Source organism: Amycolatopsis sp. M39 (assembly GCF_001651785.1).
In the GTDB taxonomy this organism is placed as follows: Bacteria; Actinomycetota; Actinomycetes; order Mycobacteriales; family Pseudonocardiaceae; genus Amycolatopsis; species Amycolatopsis rubida.
In genome coordinates, this window is sequence record NZ_LWSF01000025.1 from 1 (window position 1) to 19853 (window position 19853).

At 68.8% G+C, this 19853-nt stretch carries 19 protein-coding genes and 1 pseudogene; 7 read left to right on the forward strand and 13 right to left on the reverse strand.

The window, feature by feature from the left end:
- Positions 1-190 precede the first annotated feature (190 nt).
- On the forward strand, positions 191-1846 hold the full coding sequence (locus tag A4R44_RS35865) for a glutamate--tRNA ligase (protein WP_067590933.1): 1656 nt from the start codon (positions 191-193) through the stop codon (positions 1844-1846).
- 32 nt (positions 1847-1878) lie between these two features.
- On the opposite strand, the gene A4R44_RS35870 is transcribed toward A4R44_RS35865, so the two are convergent.
- Together A4R44_RS35870 and A4R44_RS35875 are read right to left on the reverse strand one after the other, a co-directional pair.
- Positions 1879-2523 carry a response regulator transcription factor gene (locus A4R44_RS35870; protein WP_067590936.1) on the reverse strand — a complete coding sequence of 215 codons (645 nt, stop codon included), beginning with the start codon at positions 2521-2523 and terminating at the stop codon, positions 1879-1881.
- On the reverse strand, positions 2508-3752 hold the full coding sequence (locus A4R44_RS35875; RefSeq protein ID WP_067590939.1) for a sensor histidine kinase: 1245 nt from the start codon (positions 3750-3752) through the stop codon (positions 2508-2510). Before A4R44_RS35875 ends, A4R44_RS35870 begins: the two co-directional genes overlap by 16 nt.
- Before the next feature lie 182 nt (positions 3753-3934).
- Here A4R44_RS35875 and A4R44_RS35880 point away from each other — a divergent pair, with 182 nt between their 5' ends.
- Positions 3935-4333: a hypothetical protein gene (locus tag A4R44_RS35880; protein WP_067590942.1), complete on the forward strand. Its 399-nt coding sequence runs from the start codon at positions 3935-3937 to the stop codon at positions 4331-4333.
- On the opposite strand, the gene A4R44_RS35885 is transcribed toward A4R44_RS35880, so the two are convergent.
- Positions 4317-6677 carry a penicillin acylase family protein gene (locus A4R44_RS35885; protein ID WP_067590945.1) on the reverse strand — a complete coding sequence of 787 codons (2361 nt, stop codon included), beginning with the start codon at positions 6675-6677 and terminating at the stop codon, positions 4317-4319. The two genes, A4R44_RS35880 and A4R44_RS35885, sit on opposite strands and share 17 nt — an antisense overlap.
- A 98-nt stretch (positions 6678-6775) precedes the next feature.
- The gene (locus tag A4R44_RS35890) at positions 6776-8038 is read right to left on the reverse strand and encodes an aspartate aminotransferase family protein (protein ID WP_067590948.1); all 1263 of its coding nucleotides are present in this window, start codon (positions 8036-8038) and stop codon (positions 6776-6778) included.
- An 87-nt stretch (positions 8039-8125) separates the two neighbouring features.
- Between A4R44_RS35890 and A4R44_RS35895 the strand changes: the two genes are divergently transcribed.
- A complete protein-coding gene (locus tag A4R44_RS35895; RefSeq protein ID WP_067590951.1) occupies positions 8126-9028 on the forward strand; it encodes a LysR family transcriptional regulator in 903 nt (300 codons plus the stop codon).
- A 375-nt stretch (positions 9029-9403) separates the two neighbouring features.
- Here the strand turns inward: A4R44_RS35895 and A4R44_RS49520 are convergent, their stop codons facing one another.
- Positions 9404-9664, reverse strand: a complete 261-nt coding sequence (locus tag A4R44_RS49520) for a hypothetical protein (protein WP_163069779.1) — start codon at positions 9662-9664, stop codon at positions 9404-9406.
- A gap of 30 nt (positions 9665-9694) precedes the next feature.
- On the opposite strand from A4R44_RS49520, the gene A4R44_RS35900 reads away from it, so the two are divergent.
- Complete coding sequence (locus tag A4R44_RS35900; RefSeq protein ID WP_232791929.1) at positions 9695-9922, forward strand: transcriptional regulator; 228 nt, start codon at positions 9695-9697, stop codon at positions 9920-9922.
- 34 nt (positions 9923-9956) lie between these two features.
- On the opposite strand, the gene A4R44_RS35905 is transcribed toward A4R44_RS35900, so the two are convergent.
- Both A4R44_RS35905 and A4R44_RS35910 read right to left on the reverse strand, forming a co-directional pair.
- The gene (locus A4R44_RS35905; protein ID WP_067590954.1) at positions 9957-10724 is read right to left on the reverse strand and encodes an LPXTG cell wall anchor domain-containing protein; all 768 of its coding nucleotides are present in this window, start codon (positions 10722-10724) and stop codon (positions 9957-9959) included.
- A 3-nt stretch (positions 10725-10727) separates the two neighbouring features.
- A complete protein-coding gene (locus A4R44_RS35910) occupies positions 10728-11303 on the reverse strand; it encodes a papain-like cysteine protease family protein (protein WP_067590957.1) in 576 nt (191 codons plus the stop codon).
- Between the two features lie 391 nt (positions 11304-11694).
- On the opposite strand from A4R44_RS35910, the gene rlmN reads away from it, so the two are divergent.
- The gene (gene rlmN / locus A4R44_RS35915) at positions 11695-12801 is read left to right on the forward strand and encodes a 23S rRNA (adenine(2503)-C(2))-methyltransferase RlmN (protein ID WP_067590960.1); all 1107 of its coding nucleotides are present in this window, start codon (positions 11695-11697) and stop codon (positions 12799-12801) included.
- A gap of 30 nt (positions 12802-12831) precedes the next feature.
- Entirely contained in the window at positions 12832-13107 is a 276-nt protein-coding gene (locus tag A4R44_RS35920; protein ID WP_232791936.1) for a hypothetical protein, read from the forward strand.
- An 802-nt stretch (positions 13108-13909) separates the two neighbouring features.
- Here A4R44_RS35920 and A4R44_RS48500 read toward each other — a convergent pair.
- From A4R44_RS48500 to A4R44_RS35935, 4 genes and pseudogenes are all read right to left on the reverse strand, one after another.
- A complete protein-coding gene (locus tag A4R44_RS48500; protein WP_157905078.1) occupies positions 13910-14266 on the reverse strand; it encodes a hypothetical protein in 357 nt (118 codons plus the stop codon).
- Positions 14267-15235: 969 nt separating this feature from the next.
- Positions 15236-16336, reverse strand: a complete 1101-nt coding sequence (locus A4R44_RS35925; protein ID WP_067590966.1) for a methyltransferase domain-containing protein — start codon at positions 16334-16336, stop codon at positions 15236-15238.
- Between the two features lie 326 nt (positions 16337-16662).
- Positions 16663-17133, reverse strand: a pseudogene (locus tag A4R44_RS52770) (maleylpyruvate isomerase N-terminal domain-containing protein); the annotation flags it as partial.
- A gap of 172 nt (positions 17134-17305) precedes the next feature.
- Positions 17306-18106 (reverse strand): alpha/beta fold hydrolase, encoded by an 801-nt coding sequence (locus tag A4R44_RS35935; protein WP_232791930.1) that lies wholly within the window; start codon positions 18104-18106, stop codon positions 17306-17308.
- Between the two features lie 60 nt (positions 18107-18166).
- Here A4R44_RS35935 and A4R44_RS35940 point away from each other — a divergent pair, with 60 nt between their 5' ends.
- On the forward strand, positions 18167-18784 hold the full coding sequence (locus A4R44_RS35940; RefSeq protein WP_198545569.1) for a TetR/AcrR family transcriptional regulator: 618 nt from the start codon (positions 18167-18169) through the stop codon (positions 18782-18784).
- On the opposite strand, the gene A4R44_RS35945 is transcribed toward A4R44_RS35940, so the two are convergent.
- Positions 18708-19349, reverse strand: coding sequence for a glyoxalase (locus A4R44_RS35945; protein WP_067590972.1), 642 nt, complete (start codon positions 19347-19349; stop codon positions 18708-18710). The two genes, A4R44_RS35940 and A4R44_RS35945, sit on opposite strands and share 77 nt — an antisense overlap.
- A 53-nt stretch (positions 19350-19402) precedes the next feature.
- Entirely contained in the window at positions 19403-19804 is a 402-nt protein-coding gene (locus A4R44_RS35950; protein WP_067591194.1) for an MmcQ/YjbR family DNA-binding protein, read from the reverse strand.
- Positions 19805-19853: the final 49 nt, after the last annotated feature.

The window sequence follows — 19853 nt, forward strand, 5'->3', positions numbered from 1 at the left end:
CTCCACTCACGATCGCGGCTTGACTTCTAAGAACCTGAGATGTCTTTCTCGAACTGTTGCGACACGTTAACGATATATCGGAAACGGTCGGTTGGCAACCCGGGGACCTGGACGACCGGTGAAGACAGCGGTCGGCGATACTCGAAGCACTAGCGAAAACACCCGAACGACCTGGGAGACCCGACCTCCGATGCTGGACCGTGCGGTCATCGACGCCCTGTTCCCCGCGGATCTGCCCGAGCCTGAGCACTGGGAACAGCGCTATCCGGCCCGGCAGCTGCCCGACGGCGCGAAGGTGACCCGGTTCGGCCCGTCGCCGACCGGCTTCGTGCACATCGGCGGCATCTACGTCGCGACGATCGACCAGGACGTCGCGCGCCGTTCCGAGGGCCGCTACCTGGTGCGCGTCGAGGACACTGACCAGTCGCGCGAGGTCGAGGGCGCGCTGGAGCAGTTCGAACGCGGCTTCGCGTACTTCGGGCTGCAAGCCGACGAGGACGCGGTGCGCGGCGGTGAGTACGGCCCGTACCGGCAGTCCGAGCGCGAGCAGATCTACCTCACCTACGTACGGCACCTTCTGCGCGAAGGCCGTGCGTACATCGACTTCGCGACGAAGGACGAGCTGGCGTCCATCACCGCGCGGCAGCAGGCCACGAAGCTCCCCACGGGCTACTACGGCTCGTGGGCGATCTGGCGCGACGCTGACCCGGCCGACGTGCGGGCGAAGCTCGACGCGGGCGAGCCGTGGGTGGTCCGCTTCCGCGCGCCCGACGACACCGGGCAGCGTGTGCGCTTCACCGACGCGATCCGCGGCACCATCGAGGCCGAGGCCAACCGCAACGACGTGGTGATCCTCAAGAGCTCCGACCAGAGCCCGCGGCTGCCGACCTACCACTTCGCGCACGCGGTCGACGACCACCTGATGCGGGTGAACCTCGTGATCCGCGGCGACGAGTGGATCTCCTCGGTGCCGACGCACCAGCAGCTTTTCGAAGCGCTCGGCTTCGAGCCGATCCAGTACGCGCACATCGCGCCGCTGATGAAGCAGGAGGGCGGCAGCAAGCGGAAGCTGTCCAAGCGCAAGGACCCGGAGGCCTCCGTCGACTTCTACCTCGAAGCCGGCTACCCGGTCCCGGCGGTGCTGTACTACCTGCGCGGCCTGGCGAACGGGCGGCTCGCCGAGATGCCGCTCGCCGAAGCGCTCGACGCGCCGATCAACCTCGACGAGTGCGGCGTCGCCGGTCCGCTCGTGGACCTGGTGAAGCTGGACGACCTCGCCGCCGACTACGTCGCGACGCTGTCCGGCGAGGAGATCCTCGCGTCGGTGCTGGAATGGGCCGAGCGGTTCGACCCGGAGCTGAAGGCAGTCCTGGAGTCCTCCCGTGCGCTGGCGTTGCGTGCGCTGGCAGTGGAGCGCGAGGGCGTCGAGAACCCGCGCAAGGACCTGAAGAAGTGGAGCGAGTTCCGCGCCGTCTACGGGTTCTTCTTCCCGCAGCTGCACCAGGCGGCGACCGGTCCCGACGACGAGCGGATCGCGGCGCTCGGCGTTCCGGCGGAGGTCGTGCGCGCGGTGGCGTCGGACTTCGTGTCGGCGTACCAGCAGCTCGACGACGGGCAGGAGTGGTTCCAGCAGATCCGCGAGGTCGCGGCGAAGCACGGGTTCGCCAAGAACGCCAAGGAATACAAGAAGAACCCGGACGCTTACCCGGGTTCGATCCGCGAGGCCTCGCAGATCATCCGGATCGCGATCACCGGGTCGACCCGCAGCCCGGACCTGCACGCCATCACGCAGGCGCTGGGCGCGGAGGAAACGGTGCGCCGCTTCGATCGGCTGACGCCGTCGTGAGTGTTGATCACGGTGAGAACCGTGATCAACACTCACGAGTTGAGGTAGGTCAGCACGGCGAGGACGCGCCGGTTGCCGGTGTCGTCGTCGGTGATGCCGAGCTTGCCGAACAGCGACGTCGTGTACTTGCTGATCGCGCTTTCGCTCAGGAACAGCCGCCGGGCGATCTCCGCGTTGGACAGGCCTTCCGCCATCAGCTCCAGCACCGAACGCTCGCGCCCGGTCAGTGAGCTGAGGCGCTGGTCCGGCGATCCGCTGGTGAGCAGTTTCGAGATCACCGCCGGATCCATCGCCGTGCCGCCGGCCGCGACGCGTTCGAGGGCGTCGACGAACTGCTCGGCCTCGAAAACGCTGTCCTTCAACAGATATCCGACGCCGCTGGCCCCGGCGACCAGCAGTTCGCGGGCGTAGAGCTGTTCGACGTGCTGCGAAAGGATCAGCACCGGCAGCCCTGGTGTCTCGCGTCGCGCGGCGAGCACCGCGCGCAGGCCTTCGTCGGTTTGCGTCGGCGGCATCCGGACGTCCACGACGGCGACGTCCGGCCGGTGTTCCCGCAGGACGGCGACGGTTTCCGGGCCGGTTGTCGCGGTCGCCACCACCTCGTGGCCGTACGCCTGGAGGAGCCGGACCAATCCGTCCCGCAGCAGGTAGAGGTCTTCGGCTACGACGATGCGCATGGCACCATCATCCACGCTCGGGTCGGCCCGCCTTCCGGGCTGGTGATCTCCAGAGTGCCGTCGAAGACCGCGAGCCGGCGGCGCAGCCCGCCGAGCCCGCCGTCCGGATTGATTCCGGCTCCGCCGCGGCCGTTGTCCTCGACCTCGGCGCACAGCTGATTCCCTTCCTGCAGCAGGGAAATCCGCACGTGCGAGGCGTGCGCGTGCTTCACCGCGTTGGCGAGCAGTTCGGCGATCCCGAAGTACAGCGCGGATTCGATCGGCGGATCGAGCGGCTGCGGCAGGTCGGTCTCGACGGCCACGTCCACCGGCATGTCCATGGCCATCGCGCGGACGGCGTCGGCGAGGCCGCGTTCGTTCAGCACCGGCGGGCTGATGCCGCGGACCAGTTCGCGTAGTTCGGTGAGCGACGTGGCGGCACCGGCACGGGCGTCGCGCAGCAATTCCTTGGCCTGCTCGGGATTGGTCTCCATCAGTTTCTCCGCCGTCGCCAGTGCGAGGCCGAGCGCCACCAGCCGGGCTTGCGCGCCGTCGTGCAGATCCCGTTCGATGCGGCGGATTTCCGCGGCCTGCGCGATGGCCGTGTCCGCGCGCAAGGCGGTCAGGGTGTCGACCCGGTCGGCCAGTTCCATCGTGGCGGACGCGCCCAGGAACCGCGTGGCCACCGGGATGACGCTCCGCCAGGCGTACGGCGCGGTCGCGATCGTGACCAGCAGGCCGGCGAGGTACCCGTCCGGGAGATTCGCCAAGGTCAGGACGGCCGCGACGACACCGAGCAGCGGCACGAGCGCGACCAGGCCGAACGAGAACGGCGCGATCAGCGCGAACCGCAGGTCCCGCCAGGTCGCCGGGTCGTAGCGCCAGTTCTTCAGCCGCTGCTCGCGCCGGGCGTCTTCGCGGGTGCGCGAGTAGGAGTGGCCGTTCCACCAGTATCCGGTGGACAGCTGGGTGATCGGCGCCAGTTCGCGGTATCCGGGCGGCAGGACGATGCCGGTCCAGTTCGCGACCAGGACCCGCGTCATCCGGCAGACCGGACGGGCCAGTGCCAGCGTCCCGATCGCCGCCCAGATGAACGGCGCGATCCACGACCACGGGCTGCCGCCCCACAGCTGCCACAGCCCGGCCGCGGCCGCCCAGACGGCCGGGATCAGCAGAGCCACCCCGGCCGCCTGGGCGGCGCGGACGAATCCCACCCCGCAGTCGCGCACCCAGGACCGTAGCTGTCGCATCGTTTCTTCCCCTTGTCTGTCCGGCTTCTCGGTCCACTGTGCACCACGAAACGCCGGATTCCCGCCGTTGCGGGACAGGAGTGGGTCCAGCCCCACCCTCTCGTGCGGCCAGACCCATACCGGGTCCGGCCGCGGCTTCCTAGCGTTGCTGGCACAACGGGAAACCACAAGGGAGAACAGCAATGCAGACTATCGAACGCCCCGCCCTCCACGGTCGGTTCGGCTTGGTGAAGGGGCTCGTCGTGGCTTACGGGGCGATGGGCGCGGCCGTCTTCGGCACGATCGTCGCGCTGGCCGTCGCCGACGGGACGGCGACCAGCTTCATGTGGACGCGGTCCGCTCTGGTGCCGGTGAGCGCGGTGATCGTGTACTGGCTGGTCCTGCTCGCGGCGAAGGGATCGGCCAGGGCTTATCAGCGAGCGCGGTTCGTCTCGATCGTCGCGCCGATCGCGCTGGTCGGCGTCGACCTGATCCCGGGCGCGTGCCCGACCTGGTTCCTGCTGCTGCAGACGGCCTGTGCCGTGCTGCTGGCCTGCGCGGCGGTCCCGCTCGTCCGGATGCGGGCTAACTTCCCGAAGTGACCTTGGGGACCAGCCGGATCCGGGTGTCGAGGTTGCGTTCGACGGCCGAGCGGCTCGACAGCAGGGGGAACGAGCCGCCGGACGCCCACAGGTCGTTCAGGTCGCGGTAGTGCGGGCTGCGCGGATCGCCGGACTGGCCGGGCGCGTTGATCGCCCGCGACGCGTCCCAGTCGCCGACGTCGAGCGCCATTGTGAAGGTCGCGCCGTTGAGCTGCTGGTAGGTGAACGGGTGGAAGAACGACGGGTGGACGGTCTGGTAGTCGCCGCCGACCGGGATCGGGCCGACGTTCGGGCCGCCCGCCGGGTGCACGAACTCCTGGTACTGCAGCGATCCCCAGCGCCACTTCGCCGGGTCGCTGCCGAGTTTTCCGGCGACGTCGCGGAAAGCGAGCTGGAGAGTGTCGAGGATCAGCTTGTCGCGTTTGGCCGCGCCGCCGGTGCCGAACCACGCGTCCGGGTCGGCGAAGGACGCGAGCACCAGGCTGAAGTCCGGATTGATGGTGCGGGAGAGGACATCCGCGGCGGCTTGGGGGAGCGTCGCGTGCGCCCAGCCGCCGTGGAGGTACTTCAGCAGCCAGGTTTCGTACAGCGGGGCGGCCGCGGAATCCACCGAGGCGACGCCGTCGAACCCGCGCAGCACGTCGAGCGCCTTCGCGGTGTCCGGATCCGTGGCGGAGAGGTTCCGCAGGAACGGGGCGAGCCGAGGGGCCAGCAAGGACTTTTCGTCGCGCTGGATGGCGAGCGAATCGGCGACGCGGGCGCGCGGCGTCGACTTGATCAGCTCGTCGATCCGCTCCTTGCGGTAGGGCAGCTGCCATTCGTAGTTGGACACCACCGGGAAGCCCGGCGGGAGGTTGTAGTCGTTGGCGGAGGAGAAGAATCCGGCGGGCGGATTGTGCTGCCACGGGAGTTCGGAGTTGGCGTGGAAGCCGTTCCACTCGTAGCGGCCGTCGCCGGGGACGGGCAGCAGGCCGTCGTATCCGGCTCCGGTGCGGCGCGGGGTCAGCGCGCCGGGGACGTAGCCGATGTCGCCGTGGACGTCGGCGTAGACGAGGTTCGATCCAGGCGTGCCCCACTCGCGCATTCCGGCGGAGAACTCGCTGAAATCGCGGGCCCGCTGGTAGTTCAGGCTGCCGAGGTAGGCGGCGCTGCCCGGTTCGGTCCACACGGTGCGCACGGCGAACGCCCGGTTGGCTGCTTCGTCGATCTTCACGATCGGGCCGTGCCGGGTGAAGGACAGTTCGCGGGTCACCGGCCGGCCGCCGAGCACCGGGATGGTTTCGGTGAGCTTGGTGATCGGCTCCCAGCCGCCGCGGTAGCGGTACCGGCTGTGGTCGGCGGGATCGAGGTCGTAGACGTAGAGATCGGTCTGGTCGACCGGCAGGTTCGTCAGGCCGAACGCGACGGAATCGTTGTGCCCGATGGCGATGCCCGGGTTCCACGGCTCGCCCGCCCCGGTGAGGTTCAGCCCGGGCGCGGAGAGCTGGGCGACGTAACGACCGGAGGGCAACGAGTCGGAGCGGCGGTGCGGGTCGTTGGCGAGGATCGGCCGTCCGGTGGCGGTGCGGCCGGGGCCGATCGCCCAGGAGTTGCTGCCGCTGGTGGCGTCGGCGATGTCCTTGTTCCCGGCGACGCCCTTCGGGAACGTGACGCCCGCGGTGGCCTTGTCGTACACGGAGAGCACGTCGTCGGGGACTGAACAGGGGTCGAGTCCTTCCGGCACCGCGGCCTCGTGGTCGGGGTGCAGACTGCGGAGGTACTTGCTCGCGTTCGGCCCGGCGTGGCACACCATGTGCGCGCGGGCGACCTCCCACGTGAGGTTCTCGCCGATCGCGTGCGAACGGATGCGGACGATGTCCTCGGGCTGCCACCGCGACGGCTGGTAGCCGAGCCTGCCGAACTCCGGCGGGGCGGCTTCGGGGTGCTTGGCGAGCCAGTCGAGGTAGGAGTTGATCCCCGCGGCGAACCGGGTGGCGGCGAGTTTGGCTTCGGGACCGTAGGCGGCCCATTCCTTCCGCAGGTCGCCGCGGTAGAGGAAGAGCCGGGCAGCGCGGTCCTGGTCCACATAGGACTCGCCGAGGACCTCGCTGAGCAGGCCGAGACCGCGGCGGCGCCAGGTGTCGAGCTGGAAGAGCCGGTCGCGGGCGACGGTGAATCCCTGTGCGTAGAACAGGTCCGCGGTGTTGGCGGCGTAGATGTGCGGGACGCCCCACTTGTCGACGAGCAGGTCGACCGGGCGGGAAAGGCCGTCCAGTGCGACGGTGTTCCCGGTGCTCGCCGATGCGGCCGGCGCGGTGCCGAGCAGCGTCAGAACGAGTATCAGGACGGTAGCTTTGGACCGCATTTCCCCACCCCCGGCAGTAGCGACGACCAAGCGCACGCTAACGGCGGCCGGGGGCGGGGCCTACCCCTGAACGGGACGAGTAGGGGCAATCGCCCCGATCAGCCTCGCGCGACGCTGCCGATCGCCTCGTCCAGAATGGACAGTCCGAGGTCGATCTCGCTGTCGGCGGCGGTCAGCGGCGGCGCGATCCGGAACACCCCGCCCATCCCGGGCAGCTGCACGATGTTCATGTGCAGCCCGAGTTCGAGGCACCGCTGCGTCACGCGCGCGCCGAGTTTGTCCGCGTCCGGCCCGCCGCCGCTCAGTTCCAGTCCGGCGAGCAGTCCCCGCCCGCGGATCTCGCCGACTGCCTCGTGCCGCGCCGCGATGTCGTCCAGCCCGGTGCGCAGCCGGGCGCCGAGTTCGCGGGCGCGTTCGTCGAGGCGGTCGCGGATCAGCACGTCCAGCACCGTATTTCCGACCGCGGCGGGAAGCGGGTCCGAGACGTGCGTGGTGAAGAACAGGTATCCGCGTTCGTGGGCTTCCTGCTCGATTTCCGCGCTCGTCAGCACGGCGGCGAGCGGCAGCCCGGCACCGAGCGTTTTGGACACCGTGAGGATGTCCGGGACCACGCCGTCGTGCTCGAAGGCGTACCAGGTTCCGGTGCGGCACAGGCCGGTCTGTGCTTCGTCGAGGATCAGCAGCATGCCGCGTTCCCGGCATTTCCGGTGCAGCGCCGGGAAATAGCCCGGCGGGGGAACGAGGATCCCGCCGGAGCTGAGGATCGGCTCCACCAGGCACGCGGCGAGGCTGCCGACCGACTGCGCGTCGATCAGGTCGAACGCCAGGTCCAGCTGGTGCTCCCAGTCCGGGCCGGGCACCGGGATGGCGAAGTTGCCGGGTGCGCCGGGGCCGTAGCCCTTGCGGCCCGCGCTGTAGGTGGCACTCGCCGCGGCCTGCGTCATCCCGTGCCAGGACCGGGCGAACGAGACGATCTCGTGCTTGCCCGTCACCAGCTTGGCCATCCGCAGCGCGGCCTCGTTGGACTCGGCGCCGGTGGTGAGCAGCAGCGCCTTCTCCAGCGGGGCCGGCAGCGTTTCGGCGAGCCGCCGGGCGAGGTCGACCACGGGACGGCTCAGCATCCCGCTGAACAGGTGGTCGAGCTTCGCGGCCTGCTTCCGGACGGTCTCGACGATCTCCGGATGCGCGTGCCCGAGGATCGCGCTCATCTGCCCGGACGTGAAGTCGAGGATCCGCCGCCCGTCCTCGGCGAAGACGAAACTGCCCTCGGCGCGGTCGATGATCTCGCCGGTGAACGAGCCGGGGCCGGCGTAGCGGACGAGGTGCCGGTCGACGTCGGACCAGAAGGTGTCGGTGGCCATGGCTTCGACGGTAGAGCCGCGCCGAGCGCCGTGTCCATCTCACAGTTTCCGCTTGCCTGTGCGATGGCGTCGAACAACGATGGGGTCATGTTGAACCCGTGGCGGCTGCGGCTGCTGAGCCGGCTCGCCGTGCTGGGCACGGTTCGCGCGGTGGCGCAGGACGTGAATCTGAGCGCCTCCACGGTCTCGCATCAGCTCGCGCTGCTGGAGACCGAAACCCGCACCCGGCTGCTGGAACGCACCGGCCGCCGCGTCCGGCTGACTCCGGCCGGGGAGAAACTGGCCCGGCAGGCGCGGGCGATCCTGGACCATCTCGACGCGGTCGAGGCCGAACTGCGCGGCGACGAACCGGCCGGGCTGGTGCGGATCGGCGCGTTCCAGAGCGCGATCCACGCCTTCGCCGTGCCCGCCGTGATCCGTCTGGCGCGGACCTATCCGCGGCTGGAAACCGAACTGGCGGAACGGGAACCGCACGAAAGCGTCCCGGCGCTGCGGGCGGGCGACAGCGACGTGGTCATCACCACCACCGACTTCGCCGACCTGCCGCTCGGCCCCGACCTCGAAATCATCCGGCTGGCGACCGACCCGATCGTGCTGGTCACCGCGCTCGACCGGCCGTGCCCGCCAGGGCCCGCGGTGCTCGCGGACTACGCGGGCGAACCGTGGGCGCTCGACATTCCCCCGTCCTACATGGCGAATCTGACGCTGCGGCTCTGCCGCGAATCGGGATTCGAGCCGCGCGTGGTGTGCCGGTTCAGCAACTACCTGATGACGTTGCAGCACGTCGAGGCCGGGCTGTCGCTCGCGTTGCTGCCCGGGCTGGCGGTGGACCCGCGGTACCGGGTCGCGACGAAAGCGCTGGCGACGCCGGTGACGCGCACGATCGTCGCGGTCACCCGGCGTGGATCGCCGCGGCGGGCGGCGGTGAACGCGGTGCTCGACGCGCTGCGGCAGCCGGTCGGGCTTCCGGCGGCGGTGGAACAAGCTTAGCCGGCGATTTCCGCTGCTGGGGCGATGTTCCGGACCAATCCCGCGGACCGCCCGGCGTAGTGCGCCAGAGCTTCGAGGTCTCCGGTCATGCCCGGCACGGGAATCATGTCAGCGTAGCGATGCCCTGGGTTTCCGGCCGCCTTCGCCGGGACGGTCCGTTCGCGGTTGGCCCGCCGATTGCCCTTGCGTGAGCGTCGAATTGCGCAAGACGCGGTGCGGCGCGCCGGGCCAGCCGCCTTGCGCTCCGAGGGCGAGTACTGCGGCGAGCACGGGAATCGGGTCGACCGCGTCCACCAGCACGAGCGTCGACGCTTGCCTCCGCCGCTTGTCGTGCTCCGGCGACCGAACCTGCGGTGTGGATCAGCTGCGTGTCCTTCACACGTGCGGAGATCCTGGCGGGACCTCCTCGGCGAGGCAGGCGTCGAGCACGTCGCCGATCGGGAAGCCGAGCACGAGGTTGACCGCGAACGGACGGTCGGTGCGGCGGCGCACCTCGCGGATCCGGCGGATCGCCTCGTCCGGGTCGGTCCAGGTGAGCGCGAGCGTCCCAGACCGCTCGCGTTCGAGACCGCTCGCGGAGCCGATCGGCACGTCGATGCCGAGCGTGGCGCAGACCTGCTTCGGAAATCGAAGCACGAGGAGGCGCGGCGGTGGTGCCTGCGGATCGTGGGGGAGCTGCAGATCGACACCCTCGGGTTTCGCGCTCTGCGGCAACGGTACGACGGGATGTCTTCGAGCGTCTTGCGGCGATTCCTGGTCGAACTCGGCGAGGCCGGTTTGGTGCACCAGACCGGCGAATCGCCCTACGCGTTGACGACGCCGGGCCGCGAGGCGTTCGGCGCGCTGCGGCCGCTCGTGTCGCAGGCGGACGTTCTCCCGGTCGCCGGGCAGTGATCGGCGGCAGGGGCGTACCCCTGCCGCCGAGGGATCACTTGCTGTGCTGGGAGCGGCGGCGCAGGAGGAACGCGCCGCCCGCGGCTGCCGCGGCCGCCCCGCCGATGGCGAGTGCGGTGGCCGGGCTTCCGTCCCCGCCGGTGTTCGGAACGGCGACGGCGTAACCGCCGCCCGCGCCGGTCTTGTCGTAGATCGAGCCGGGCAGCTTGTCGCCGTAGCGCTTCTGCAGTTCGGCTCGGTAGGCCGCCAGCGTGACGCGGGTGCCCGCCGGGACGCCGGAGACTGCGCCGTCGAGGACAGTCACGGTGTCGCCGTTGACCGAATACCAGGCGTTGACCTGCGGTTCGTGCAGCAGATAGCCGCCGTGCGCGGCCGCCGCGTGGGCCTGTTCGTCGTTGCCGGAGGCGACGTTGATGACCTGCCACCCGTTCTGGCTCGGCTGGGCCCACACGGTCGCGGCGCGGCCGTCGGCGAGGTGAGCCGGGGACGCGACGTACGCGAGGGCGGCCGGGACGTCGGATTCGCCGTTGACGAAGGCCGCGGTCGGTTCGTAGACCGGGATCTGGGTGCTGGCTTCAGCCGCGGCGCGGGTGGCGTGCGCGGCTGCCGGCGCGGCACCGGGGAACTTGGTGTGCGCGAGGCGGGCTGTGGTGTCCGGGCTGGCGAGCAGGCCGGAGATCGCGGCGGTGTCCGAGGAAGACGGTCCGGTCGGCGACTGCGCGGCCGACGCCGGGTTCGCGGCGAACACGGCGGCGGCGATGGCTCCCGATGCGACGGTGGTGCGGAGGATGGTTCGCAGCATGAGTCAGCCCACCATTCCGTAGACGGTGTGGGTCCAGGCGAATTGGTTGTTGGAGACGTAGGAGCTGTAGTTCATCGAGTTGTAGCGGTTGTTCGACGGCCACGGGTCGCCGTATTCGACGATGCTGCGGCCGTTGGAGTCGTCGTAGCCGTAGAGGACGTGCATGTGGCCGCCGCCGGAGGTCCAGCCGATCCGGGTGCCGATGGGCTGCCCGGCGTCGATCTGGTTCTTGATGCCGGAGAAGGAGAGCCGGTAGCCGTTGGAATTGTAGGTGCCGACGCTGCGGAACCCGAGGTAGCGGAAAACCCGTTGCTGGTCGCTCAGATAGCCCTGGTTGTTCGCGCAGTCGCTGCCGGACTCGTTGTGCGCGATCTGGCAGAACCGGGTCTGGGTCAGGGAATGGCCCCAGAACGCGGCGATGGTGTTGCCGCTGGCGTCCCAGCACCACTGGTCTTTCTGCTGGGCCTGCATCGAGATGTTCGTCTCGCCCGCGTCCGCGGCGGCGGGAACGGCGAGCGCGGCGGTCGCGGCGGTCGCGACCGCCGCTATTGCGCGCAGAATCGAAGAACGCACTTTCACGGGATCCTCCAACGGGGAAGCCCGGCCGGTCCGGGGGAATTCCCGGGCCGGTGGGGAAGGGGAGATGCGTCGGGAACGGTACGCGCGCGAAGTTTGCGGCGACTACCGACGAACGGGGGTATTCCGTTGCCGAAGTGCCGCGGCGGATATTTCTACGCCGGTCGATTATTTGCGCGCCCGGCGTCGACTATAAGGGAATTCATCCCGGAAAGCATTAAGCAATCCGACTTTCGTAGGGTGTTTTTCCGTTGAACCGCGCCCGTCCTTCGTCGACCGCCGTTCCGGCGACCCGGCGGCCGGATCGCGCCGGCGCCCGCCGCTGAGCCGGTTCGCCCGCCGCTCCCGAGGGGGTGGGGCGGCGGGTTCGCGCGTATGAGACACTTGATCGGTCATGACTGCCCTCCCTCTTGTTTTCGACGCGCCCAAGCGCGGCCTGCCGCCGCGCCATCTCGCCGACCTCACGGTGGCCGAGCGAGCCGAGGCCGTCGCCGAACTGGGAGAGAAGCCCTTCCGCGCCAAGCAGTTGTCGAACCACTACTTTTCGCGTCTCACCGTCGACCCGGCGGAGATGACCGACATCCCGGCCGCCTCGCGCGAGAAGCTCGTCGCCGACCTGATGCCGCCGCTGCTCACCGAGGTGCGCGCACTGGCCGCGGACGGCGGTGCGACCCGCAAGACCCTGTGGCGCGCGCACGACGGGACGCTGCTGGAAAGCGTGCTCATGCGCTACCCGGACCGCGCGACGCTGTGCATCTCCAGCCAGGCCGGCTGCGGGATGGCCTGCCCGTTCTGCGCGACCGGCCAGGGCGGTCTCGACCGCAACCTCTCGACCGCGGAGATCGTGGACCAGGTCCGCGACGCCGCCGCAGTCATGCGCGACGGCTCGATGCCGGGTGGCCCGGGCCGGCTGTCGAACATCGTCTTCATGGGCATGGGCGAGCCGCTGGCGAACTACAAGCGGGTGGTGGCCGCGGTGCGTCGGATCACTGATCCCGCTCCGGGCGGTCTGGGTATCGGTCAGCGTTCGGTGACGGTGTCGACGGTGGGGTTGGCTCCGGCGATCCGGAAGCTGGCGGACGAGCGGATGCAGGTTCGGCTGGCGGTGTCGCTGCACACGCCGGACGACGAGCTGCGGGACACGCTGGTGCCGGTGAACAATCGCTGGTCGGTGGACGAGGTGCTTTCGGCCGCCCGCTACTACGCGGATACTTCCGGACGGCGGGTGTCGATCGAGTACGCGTTGATCCGGGACATCAATGACCAGCCGTGGCGGGCGGAGTTGCTCGCGAAGCGGCTGCGGAAGCACTTGGGCCAGTTGGTGCATGTGAACGTGATTCCGTTGAACCCGACTCCGGGTTCGAAGTGGGACGCGTCGCCGAAGCCGGTGGAGCGGGAGTTCGTGCGGCTGGTCAACGCGGGCGGTGTCGCGTGCACGGTCCGCGACACGCGTGGTCAGGATATTGCGGCGGCGTGTGGTCAGTTGGCCGCTGAAGGCTGAGTTGCTGGTTTCGATGATGGAGTGTCTGTCGTGATGTATGCCCCCAGCCTGCTGGAACCGGCTGCGGAGGAGCTGCGGCTCGCCGATGTGGTGGGTCGTGGTGCGACCGAGGTGGCTCGCGAGGCACGGACGCTGCTGGGCGAGCGGTTCAGTTCGGTGACGTTCATGTACGTGCTGATGCGGGCGTTCGAGGTCGACTACACGGTGGCACGTGATGCGTCGCGGTGGCATGAGTTCCATGGCGGGCCGCGGGCGTTGTCGGATGCCGATCTGGAGAAGCTGCTGGCCCCGTGGCTGGCCCGCTGACCACTCCGATCGCCGTCGGGGGACAGGGCGGCGGGCAATCGGCTTCCTAGCGATCTCGTTGNATCTCGTTGGCTTGGTGTCGACGAGATGCGTCTTGGTTGCCGGCCGGGTCGGCACCTCGGGCTCCATCGCTGCCGGGACTTCGACTGAGTGCGAGGCGGCAACGGCCGGAACTGTACCGGGCTCCCGGTGGAGTCGGACGCCGACGAGACGCGGTCGGAGAACGGGTCCGGCAAGCTTTCGACGCCGCATAAGGCAGCGCAGCGCAGGTGGTGCCGGAGCAGGTAGCCGATGGCTCGCTCGGCTGTTGGGGCACCCGTGGATCGGTTGCCGGTGCGGCTATTCGATCAGGTCCGCGCGGTAGCCCAGCAGTATGTCGACACCGTACTGAGTCGCGGACCGACCCTGGAGAAAACCCAATCAGCCGTTCGGAGCCGTATTTCCTGGTGCCGCTGGACGAACTGGGCTTCGACGACGATGGCCTGATGGCGTCGCCGCACTCGCTCGCGTTTGTTCGGATTCCCGAAGAACTCATTGCGCGAGGTCCGCGCGGCCGCCGATCCCGGTCACGCCCTGGGGCCAATCTCAGGGCCAACGATCTGTTGCTCAAGTTGGCTGCAGCTGGCCGACGTCTGCGGGTGACGAGACCGGCCTCCTCGTCAGCCGGCCCCTGAGAGCTTTTACGCAGCTAGAGGACGCTGGTGAACCGGTACGAAAGCCCTGAGCAGTCCGTGCGGTCGTGACCGCGGCGCAGTCGCCTTCGGCTGCGCCGTCCGAGCGCAGGGCCCGGAAGGCCGGGCAGTCAAGCCTGGCGGCTGCCCTGGTCCTCGCCCATCGTCGCTATTTTCCCTCTTGAGAAGAGGCTGGAGAATACCCCTGCCAGGACAGCGGAGGTGATCGGGGTAAATCCAAAGAATGCTGCGAAAGCCATGGATATCAGAAGAACGACTGCCCTGGTCATCGATGCGATCTTGTGCTTCTTCTGTGAGCCCCATGAACGCGCCCAGAACAGTTCCTTTGAAGCTCCCTCCTGTGGGGCCGGGGGTGAGGAAGCGGCCCCGGCCGGGAAGTACCGGCGGTAGCCGAGCGGCATGTCGACGTCGTACTGGTGGTGGTCGAGGTGGTGGAACCGGTTTGTCTCCGGTGTTGGGTTGGTCATGGCTCCGCCCTGGGGGTTCGTGTGCTGGGATTTGGTGCGCCGATCGTTGCGCCGGGATCAGCAGGAGCGCGGCAGCCTGCCCGCTGATGTACCCCGTGACGATGGATTTCTTTTCGCGCGAGAGGGCTGCAAGTATTGCGACGGATGCGATGAGGATTTCGACGACCACTCTCTTCGGTATAGGTGATGACGCCGCGTCCGGCCGAGATTATTCAGGTTTGCGAGTGGTGTGCCGGAGTATCGAAGGTTCTCGAATGTATTTCTCACTCAATCGATTTTTGGACAAGGCGATAAGATGCGCCGGAAGGAATGCTTCCCGTCGCCGGTCGGTGTTTTGGTCACAGCGGAAACCGCCAACGCGGATCTGTGCCTCGCATTCTTCCCCTGGAACCAACTGAGTGCGGCACGAACCGAGCCGGAAACAACCAGGCCCGAGGTCTACAGGCCGTGCACGACACCAGAACGGCGCGGCGGAACACGATCATGCAAACGGCTTCATCGCCGCCGCCGCCCGCTTCGGCACAGCGAACAGGCCCAGGTGACCGAAAACCCCCATTGCGTCACTCCGGTGGAGCGAAGGCGGTGGACTGGCCCTATCCGGTTGGGTGAAACACCCACGGGAGATGTCTGGGTCTGACAGGGCCGCGGATTCGGCTGTCAGCGAAGGATTTCGGTGCCGTTGTCGAGGGCTCGGCCGGTGATGTGCGCCAGATCCGTTGCGCGGTGGGAGAATCGACCGGTGGTCGCGGGCAAAGGCGGTGCCGCGCGGTGTTCTGGACCGGACCTCTCCTGTGTAGCGAAAGCCGGCAGGAGGTCTGGTCGTGGCGAAATCCGCGGCGAGTCGGCTCGCGCACGCGCGGAGGTCCATGAACGCGCTCCGCGCCGGGGCGTCGCATGCTCATCGACCGGCGACCACACCGGCGCGAGGTGGGTGCCCTCCGGTAGCTCAGGGGGTGCCGTGGCTCGGGATCAGAGTGTGACGAGGTAGGTCCGGCTGTCCCAGGGCGGTTCGCTGAACGGATCGGGTTCGGTGGTCAGGACGTGCCCGCCGAAGTGGGAGAAGAGCGCTTGCAGGAGCGACACCGGGATGGGGTGCATTTCGATGCCTTCGGTGCCGTCGCGGAGGTCGGGTGCGGGCGGAACCAGCGGGCGGGGCGGGGTGTGCTGGGCGGGCTCGGCCTCGTCGGCGCACTCGACAGTAACCCGGGCGGTGGGGCTGCCGTATTGCGCCCACCAGGCGACGAGCTCCTGCATCATGTCCAGTTCCAGCACGTAGCCGCCTGGGGACTGCGGTGCCCGCACGGACAAGGTCAGCTCCGCGGATTCTCCCGGCCGCAGGGGATAGGGAAGGTCGGTGCGGCCGTCGTCGCGGACGGTGGTGGCTTCGTCGCGGAGCCAGTGGTTGCCCAGCCGGATTTCCTCGTCTACGGGCCACACCTGTGTTCCGCGGTTGGTCACCCGCGCTCGAACCAGGCCCGCGGCTCCGGGGCGGATCGACGCGGGCGCCTCCAGAATCGTGATCTCGGCCTGGCATGCCTCGGCTCCCAGAGGTCGTCCAGACCACTGTGCGCTCACTGCCTGGATCGCGAGCAGTCCGCCCGGGCGGATCACCCGTGCCAGCTCGGCCAGTACGGCGATCTGTACCTGCGGCGGCGAGTGCTGCAGGACGGTGAGGCTGATCGCGCTGTCGAAACTGTCGTCCTCGAACGGCAGCCGTCGTCCGTCGATCCGAAGGAACTCCGTCCGCCCGGGGTCGGGGTTGAATTCGCGCGCCAGCCGCAGCATCGAGTCGGCGATGTCCACTCCCACGACCTTCGGCACGTGGGTGCTGAGCGCTTTGCTCAGCCGCCCGACGCCGCAGCCGAAGTCCAGCACCCGCTCGCCCAGTCCGACTCCGTGCCGGTCCATCAGGTCTCGCACGAACGCCAGATCCCGCACGCCCGCGCCCAGAAATTCCTCGACCGTCCACTTTCCGCCGCGTCGCTCCGGGTAGGACATCACCGCCCACAACGGATCGACGCGGCCCATTCTCTCCCACACCTCACGCAACGCCGCCGCCTGATCCGCCACTGGCACATTCCTCCCCGGCGCGTCATCCCGGCTGTCCGCTGACGGCCTGCAGTCGTTTCGTTGATCGCCGCAAGCCGCCGAAGCGTTTCCCAGTGCGGTAAAAACGAAGTGGAAGACGGCGCGGACTTCGGTTTTCTCGCACGCAGAACGTTTTTTCGGCCGGTCATCGCTTCGCCGTGAGCCAGGACATGCACCACGTCGAGACCGCAACGGTTTCCGGTTCACCGCCGCGCCGGCAGCAGGTGCGCGGGTTGACGTCAACGGCCGCCAGACCGAGGTGGACGTGGCCCGCGCCCTGCTGGGCGAGCGGTTTGACTCGGGAAGCTTCACCTACGCCCTGATGTGCGCCTTCGCGGTCGGCTACCTCGCGGCCCGCGAGGTCTCCCGGTGGCACGAAATCGCCGCGGGCTCCGGCCCATCAAGTGCAGCAACCGGTCCTGTCGGGACCCTGACTCGCTGACCGTCCGCGGCGCGGCGAAGAACCGGTGCGTCGTGTCGGCAGCGACGGGGGATTCCGCCAGACCGGCGTAGATCGTTTCGAGGTCCTCGCTGATCCACGCGACCAGACCAGGGTCGAGACGGTTGTCGACGCCAAGGGATTGGGCCAGATCCCCAGCGTGGACAGCGGAACCCGTGGTGCGCACTGCCCGCGCTTGGTGTCCGGTCACCTGGCCCAGCGGGCTCTCCCGGGTGCCGCCGGCGAGGAGGTCGACGTAGTTGAGATTGCCTCGGACCAGGTGGTTGACGAGTTGACGCACGTTCCATCCCGCGCAGGGCGTCGGGGCCGTCCACTGATCGGAGCGGACGGATGTCCGGCGAACCGGCCGATGATCACGCCCGCCAGTCTCGCGCCGCGACGACGCTCTCGCTGGCGCAAATCCGACGTGGCATTACCCCGCGTTTTCGATGAACGCAGTCAAGGCGGCCACGACCGCGTCGGGCTGTTCGTCCGGGATGAAGTGTCCGGCGTCAGGGATGACGACGCCGGTCACGTCGTCCGCCCAGGGGCGGAGGGAAGCGGCCATGTCGGGGATCGATCCATGGGAGCTGGAGATTCCGAGGACGGGCACGGTCAGGTGCTGCCGGTCGAGAGCGTCGCGGTTCTCGCGTGCTGATTCCGCGGCATCGCGGTAGTAGGCGAGGGACGCGCGGAGCCCTCCCTCGGCGGCGATCGCGGCGGCGTAATGGCTGACCTCCGCATCGTCGAAACGGGGACCGGGATTTGGCCTTCAGGAACCAGTCGACGTAGTCGCGTTCGCGACCGGTGAGCAGCGTCTCGGGGAGGTCGGGCACCAGGTGGAACGCGAAGTGCCAGGTCTTCCAGGCTCGGTGGTCGGTCGGGATGGACTCGGGGAGGGTGACTCCGGGGATGCCCGCGTCCAGCAGGGCGACCCCGTGCAGGCGCTCTTCGTGCTGAAGGGCCAGCGAGAAAGCGACCCAGGCCCCGATGTCGTGGGCGGCCAGCCAGTACTGCGGCACGTCGAGCGCGGTCACCGCGGCCTGGACTCGCGAGGCGACGGTGTGCGTGTCGTAGCTGTCGTACGGGCGGGCGGAATGGCCTTGTCCGGGCAGGTCGATCGCGAGCACGCGGAATCGTTCGGCGAGGGCGGGCATCGTCTTGCGCCAAGCCCACCAGGTCTGCGGGAATCCGGCGAGCAGGACGACGGCGGGGCCGGCCGGCTGACCGCCGTCCACGGCGTGGATCCCGTCGACCCAGCGGTGGGCGAATCCGGCCAGGCCGGGCAGCGGCAATGCGGGGAGCGGGTTCATGGCCGGAGCCTAACTCATCTTGAACCGATCAGTTCAAGATGAGTTAGCATGGCCCGCGTGATGGCAGGAAAGAAGCAGTTCGAGATCGACGCCGTGCTCGACGCGGCGATGGTCCGGTTCTGGCGAGCGGGGTACGCCGACACTTCTCTGGACGATCTCTCCCAGGCGACTGGGTTGAACCGCAGCTCGATCTACTCCTCGTTCGGTGACAAGGACACGCTGTATTTGCGCTGCCTGGACCGCTACGCCGCGCGTTATGGGGAACGGTACGACCAGGCACTGGCAAGCGCGGCTGAGGATCCGCTGCGGGCGGTACGGGAGTTCTTCGAAGTCACGCTGCAGCGCATCGCCGACCCCGAGCTGCCGGACGGATGCCTCGTCGCTCAGACCGCGATGGCGATCCCGGTGCTGAGTCCGGACATCGCCGCGCGTGCGACCGAAGTGCTGGGGCTTCAGCAAGCGCGGCTGCGGGCCGCCTTGCGGGCTGCGAAGCTGGCTGACGTGGATGACTTCGCCGTTCATCTCGCGGCGGTCAATCAGTCGCTGGCGGTGATGAGCAGGGCTGGGGCTGGTGCGGAGCAACTGCGTGCGATCGTCGACATCAGTCTGGGGGCGTTGCGGGCCCGCACCCTTCAGCGAGAACCGAAGCCTCCCAGCCGAATCCGTCCGGGTCCGTGATCCGCCCCGCGTCCCCGCCGACGGTCAGGAGATGCGAGCCCGAACCCGCTTCCGGCACCCCGGCGTCCTTCGCCAAAGCCTTCCGGCCGTAAAGCGCCAGCTTGATCGGGCTCGTCTCGAATTCCACATACTTGCGCCCGTAGCTCTTGCCGACCGCAAACCCGTGCGAGACGTAAAACTGTTTGGCCGCCGCCACATCCGACGCGCCCAGCAGCAATACCATCTGGTCGTACTCCCGAACGCCCGCGCCGGAGTCCTTCTTCGCGGAAGTCGCGACCTTCCAGATCGCGCCGTCGGGAGCCCGCACCACTCCGCCGAAACCCCACAGCGACTTGGCCGCCGGCTTCAACGCGGTAGCGCCCGCGGCGAGAGCGGCGTCCAGGTAAGCGACGGCGTTGGCGGGCTGGGAAACGGTGAGCGACAAGGTAAATCCGCGGAAACCGGTGCTCGGCGCGGCGGCCTGCCGGAAGCGGAGACGGTCGCCCAGGTCGAACGCGGCGGTGTAGAAGCGCTCGGCGGCGGCGACATCGGGAACGTCCAGGGTGACGAAGTCGAAGGAGGTCATGCCGTAAACGCTAAGTCCGGCGCCACCGCGGATGCTTCTTGATTCCTGATCGCTTAACGAGCCCGCGCCAGCCACGCTTCGCGCCGGCGCGGTGACGCCCGGGACAGCCAGGCGTCCTCGACGACCTCGGCCAGTTCCTGCCGCGTCAACGAGCCCAGGTGTGCGGCGCGGATCAGCACCGACAGGTGGCCGTCGAAGTGCGGAGTGGTGAAAAACGGGCTGTCCGGGTCCTGGACCACCGCTTGCTTGTCCGATTCGGACGGCACCCAGAACACGATGACGTCCGGATACCGCTGCCCGGTCTCCGGGTCGAAGGCGTCCGGCCGCGGCGTCCGGAAGAACACGAACGACTTGCCGCCGACCTGGTAGACGGGGTTCTCGCGCGAGCCGCGCACCACCGTGACGTGGGGCATTCCCAGCGCCAGCTCGTGCACGTCCTCGACCCGCGCCCGCATGACCTGCACGATACGACTCCAGTCGCGCCGCGTCAGGTATGAACAGGGC

Coding starts and splice junctions, on each gene's coding strand:
- A4R44_RS35865 (WP_067590933.1), top strand. CDS start 191: ATGCTGGACCGTGCGGTCATCGACGCCCTGTTCCCCGCGGATCTGCCC.
- A4R44_RS35870 (WP_067590936.1), bottom strand. CDS start 2,523: ATGCGCATCGTCGTAGCCGAAGACCTCTACCTGCTGCGGGACGGATTG.
- A4R44_RS35875 (WP_067590939.1), bottom strand. CDS start 3,752: ATGCGACAGCTACGGTCCTGGGTGCGCGACTGCGGGGTGGGATTCGTC.
- A4R44_RS35880 (WP_067590942.1), top strand. CDS start 3,935: ATGCAGACTATCGAACGCCCCGCCCTCCACGGTCGGTTCGGCTTGGTG.
- A4R44_RS35885 (WP_067590945.1), bottom strand. CDS start 6,677: ATGCGGTCCAAAGCTACCGTCCTGATACTCGTTCTGACGCTGCTCGGC.
- A4R44_RS35890 (WP_067590948.1), bottom strand. CDS start 8,038: ATGGCCACCGACACCTTCTGGTCCGACGTCGACCGGCACCTCGTCCGC.
- A4R44_RS35895 (WP_067590951.1), top strand. CDS start 8,126: ATGTTGAACCCGTGGCGGCTGCGGCTGCTGAGCCGGCTCGCCGTGCTG.
- A4R44_RS35905 (WP_067590954.1), bottom strand. CDS start 10,724: ATGCTGCGAACCATCCTCCGCACCACCGTCGCATCGGGAGCCATCGCC.
- rlmN (WP_067590960.1), top strand. CDS start 11,695: ATGACTGCCCTCCCTCTTGTTTTCGACGCGCCCAAGCGCGGCCTGCCG.
- A4R44_RS48500 (WP_157905078.1), bottom strand. CDS start 14,266: ATGACCAACCCAACACCGGAGACAAACCGGTTCCACCACCTCGACCAC.
- A4R44_RS35935 (WP_232791930.1), bottom strand. CDS start 18,106: ATGAACCCGCTCCCCGCATTGCCGCTGCCCGGCCTGGCCGGATTCGCC.
- A4R44_RS35940 (WP_198545569.1), top strand. CDS start 18,167: ATGGCAGGAAAGAAGCAGTTCGAGATCGACGCCGTGCTCGACGCGGCG.
- A4R44_RS35945 (WP_067590972.1), bottom strand. CDS start 19,349: ATGACCTCCTTCGACTTCGTCACCCTGGACGTTCCCGATGTCGCCGCC.
- A4R44_RS35950 (WP_067591194.1), bottom strand. CDS start 19,804: ATGCGGGCGCGGGTCGAGGACGTGCACGAGCTGGCGCTGGGAATGCCC.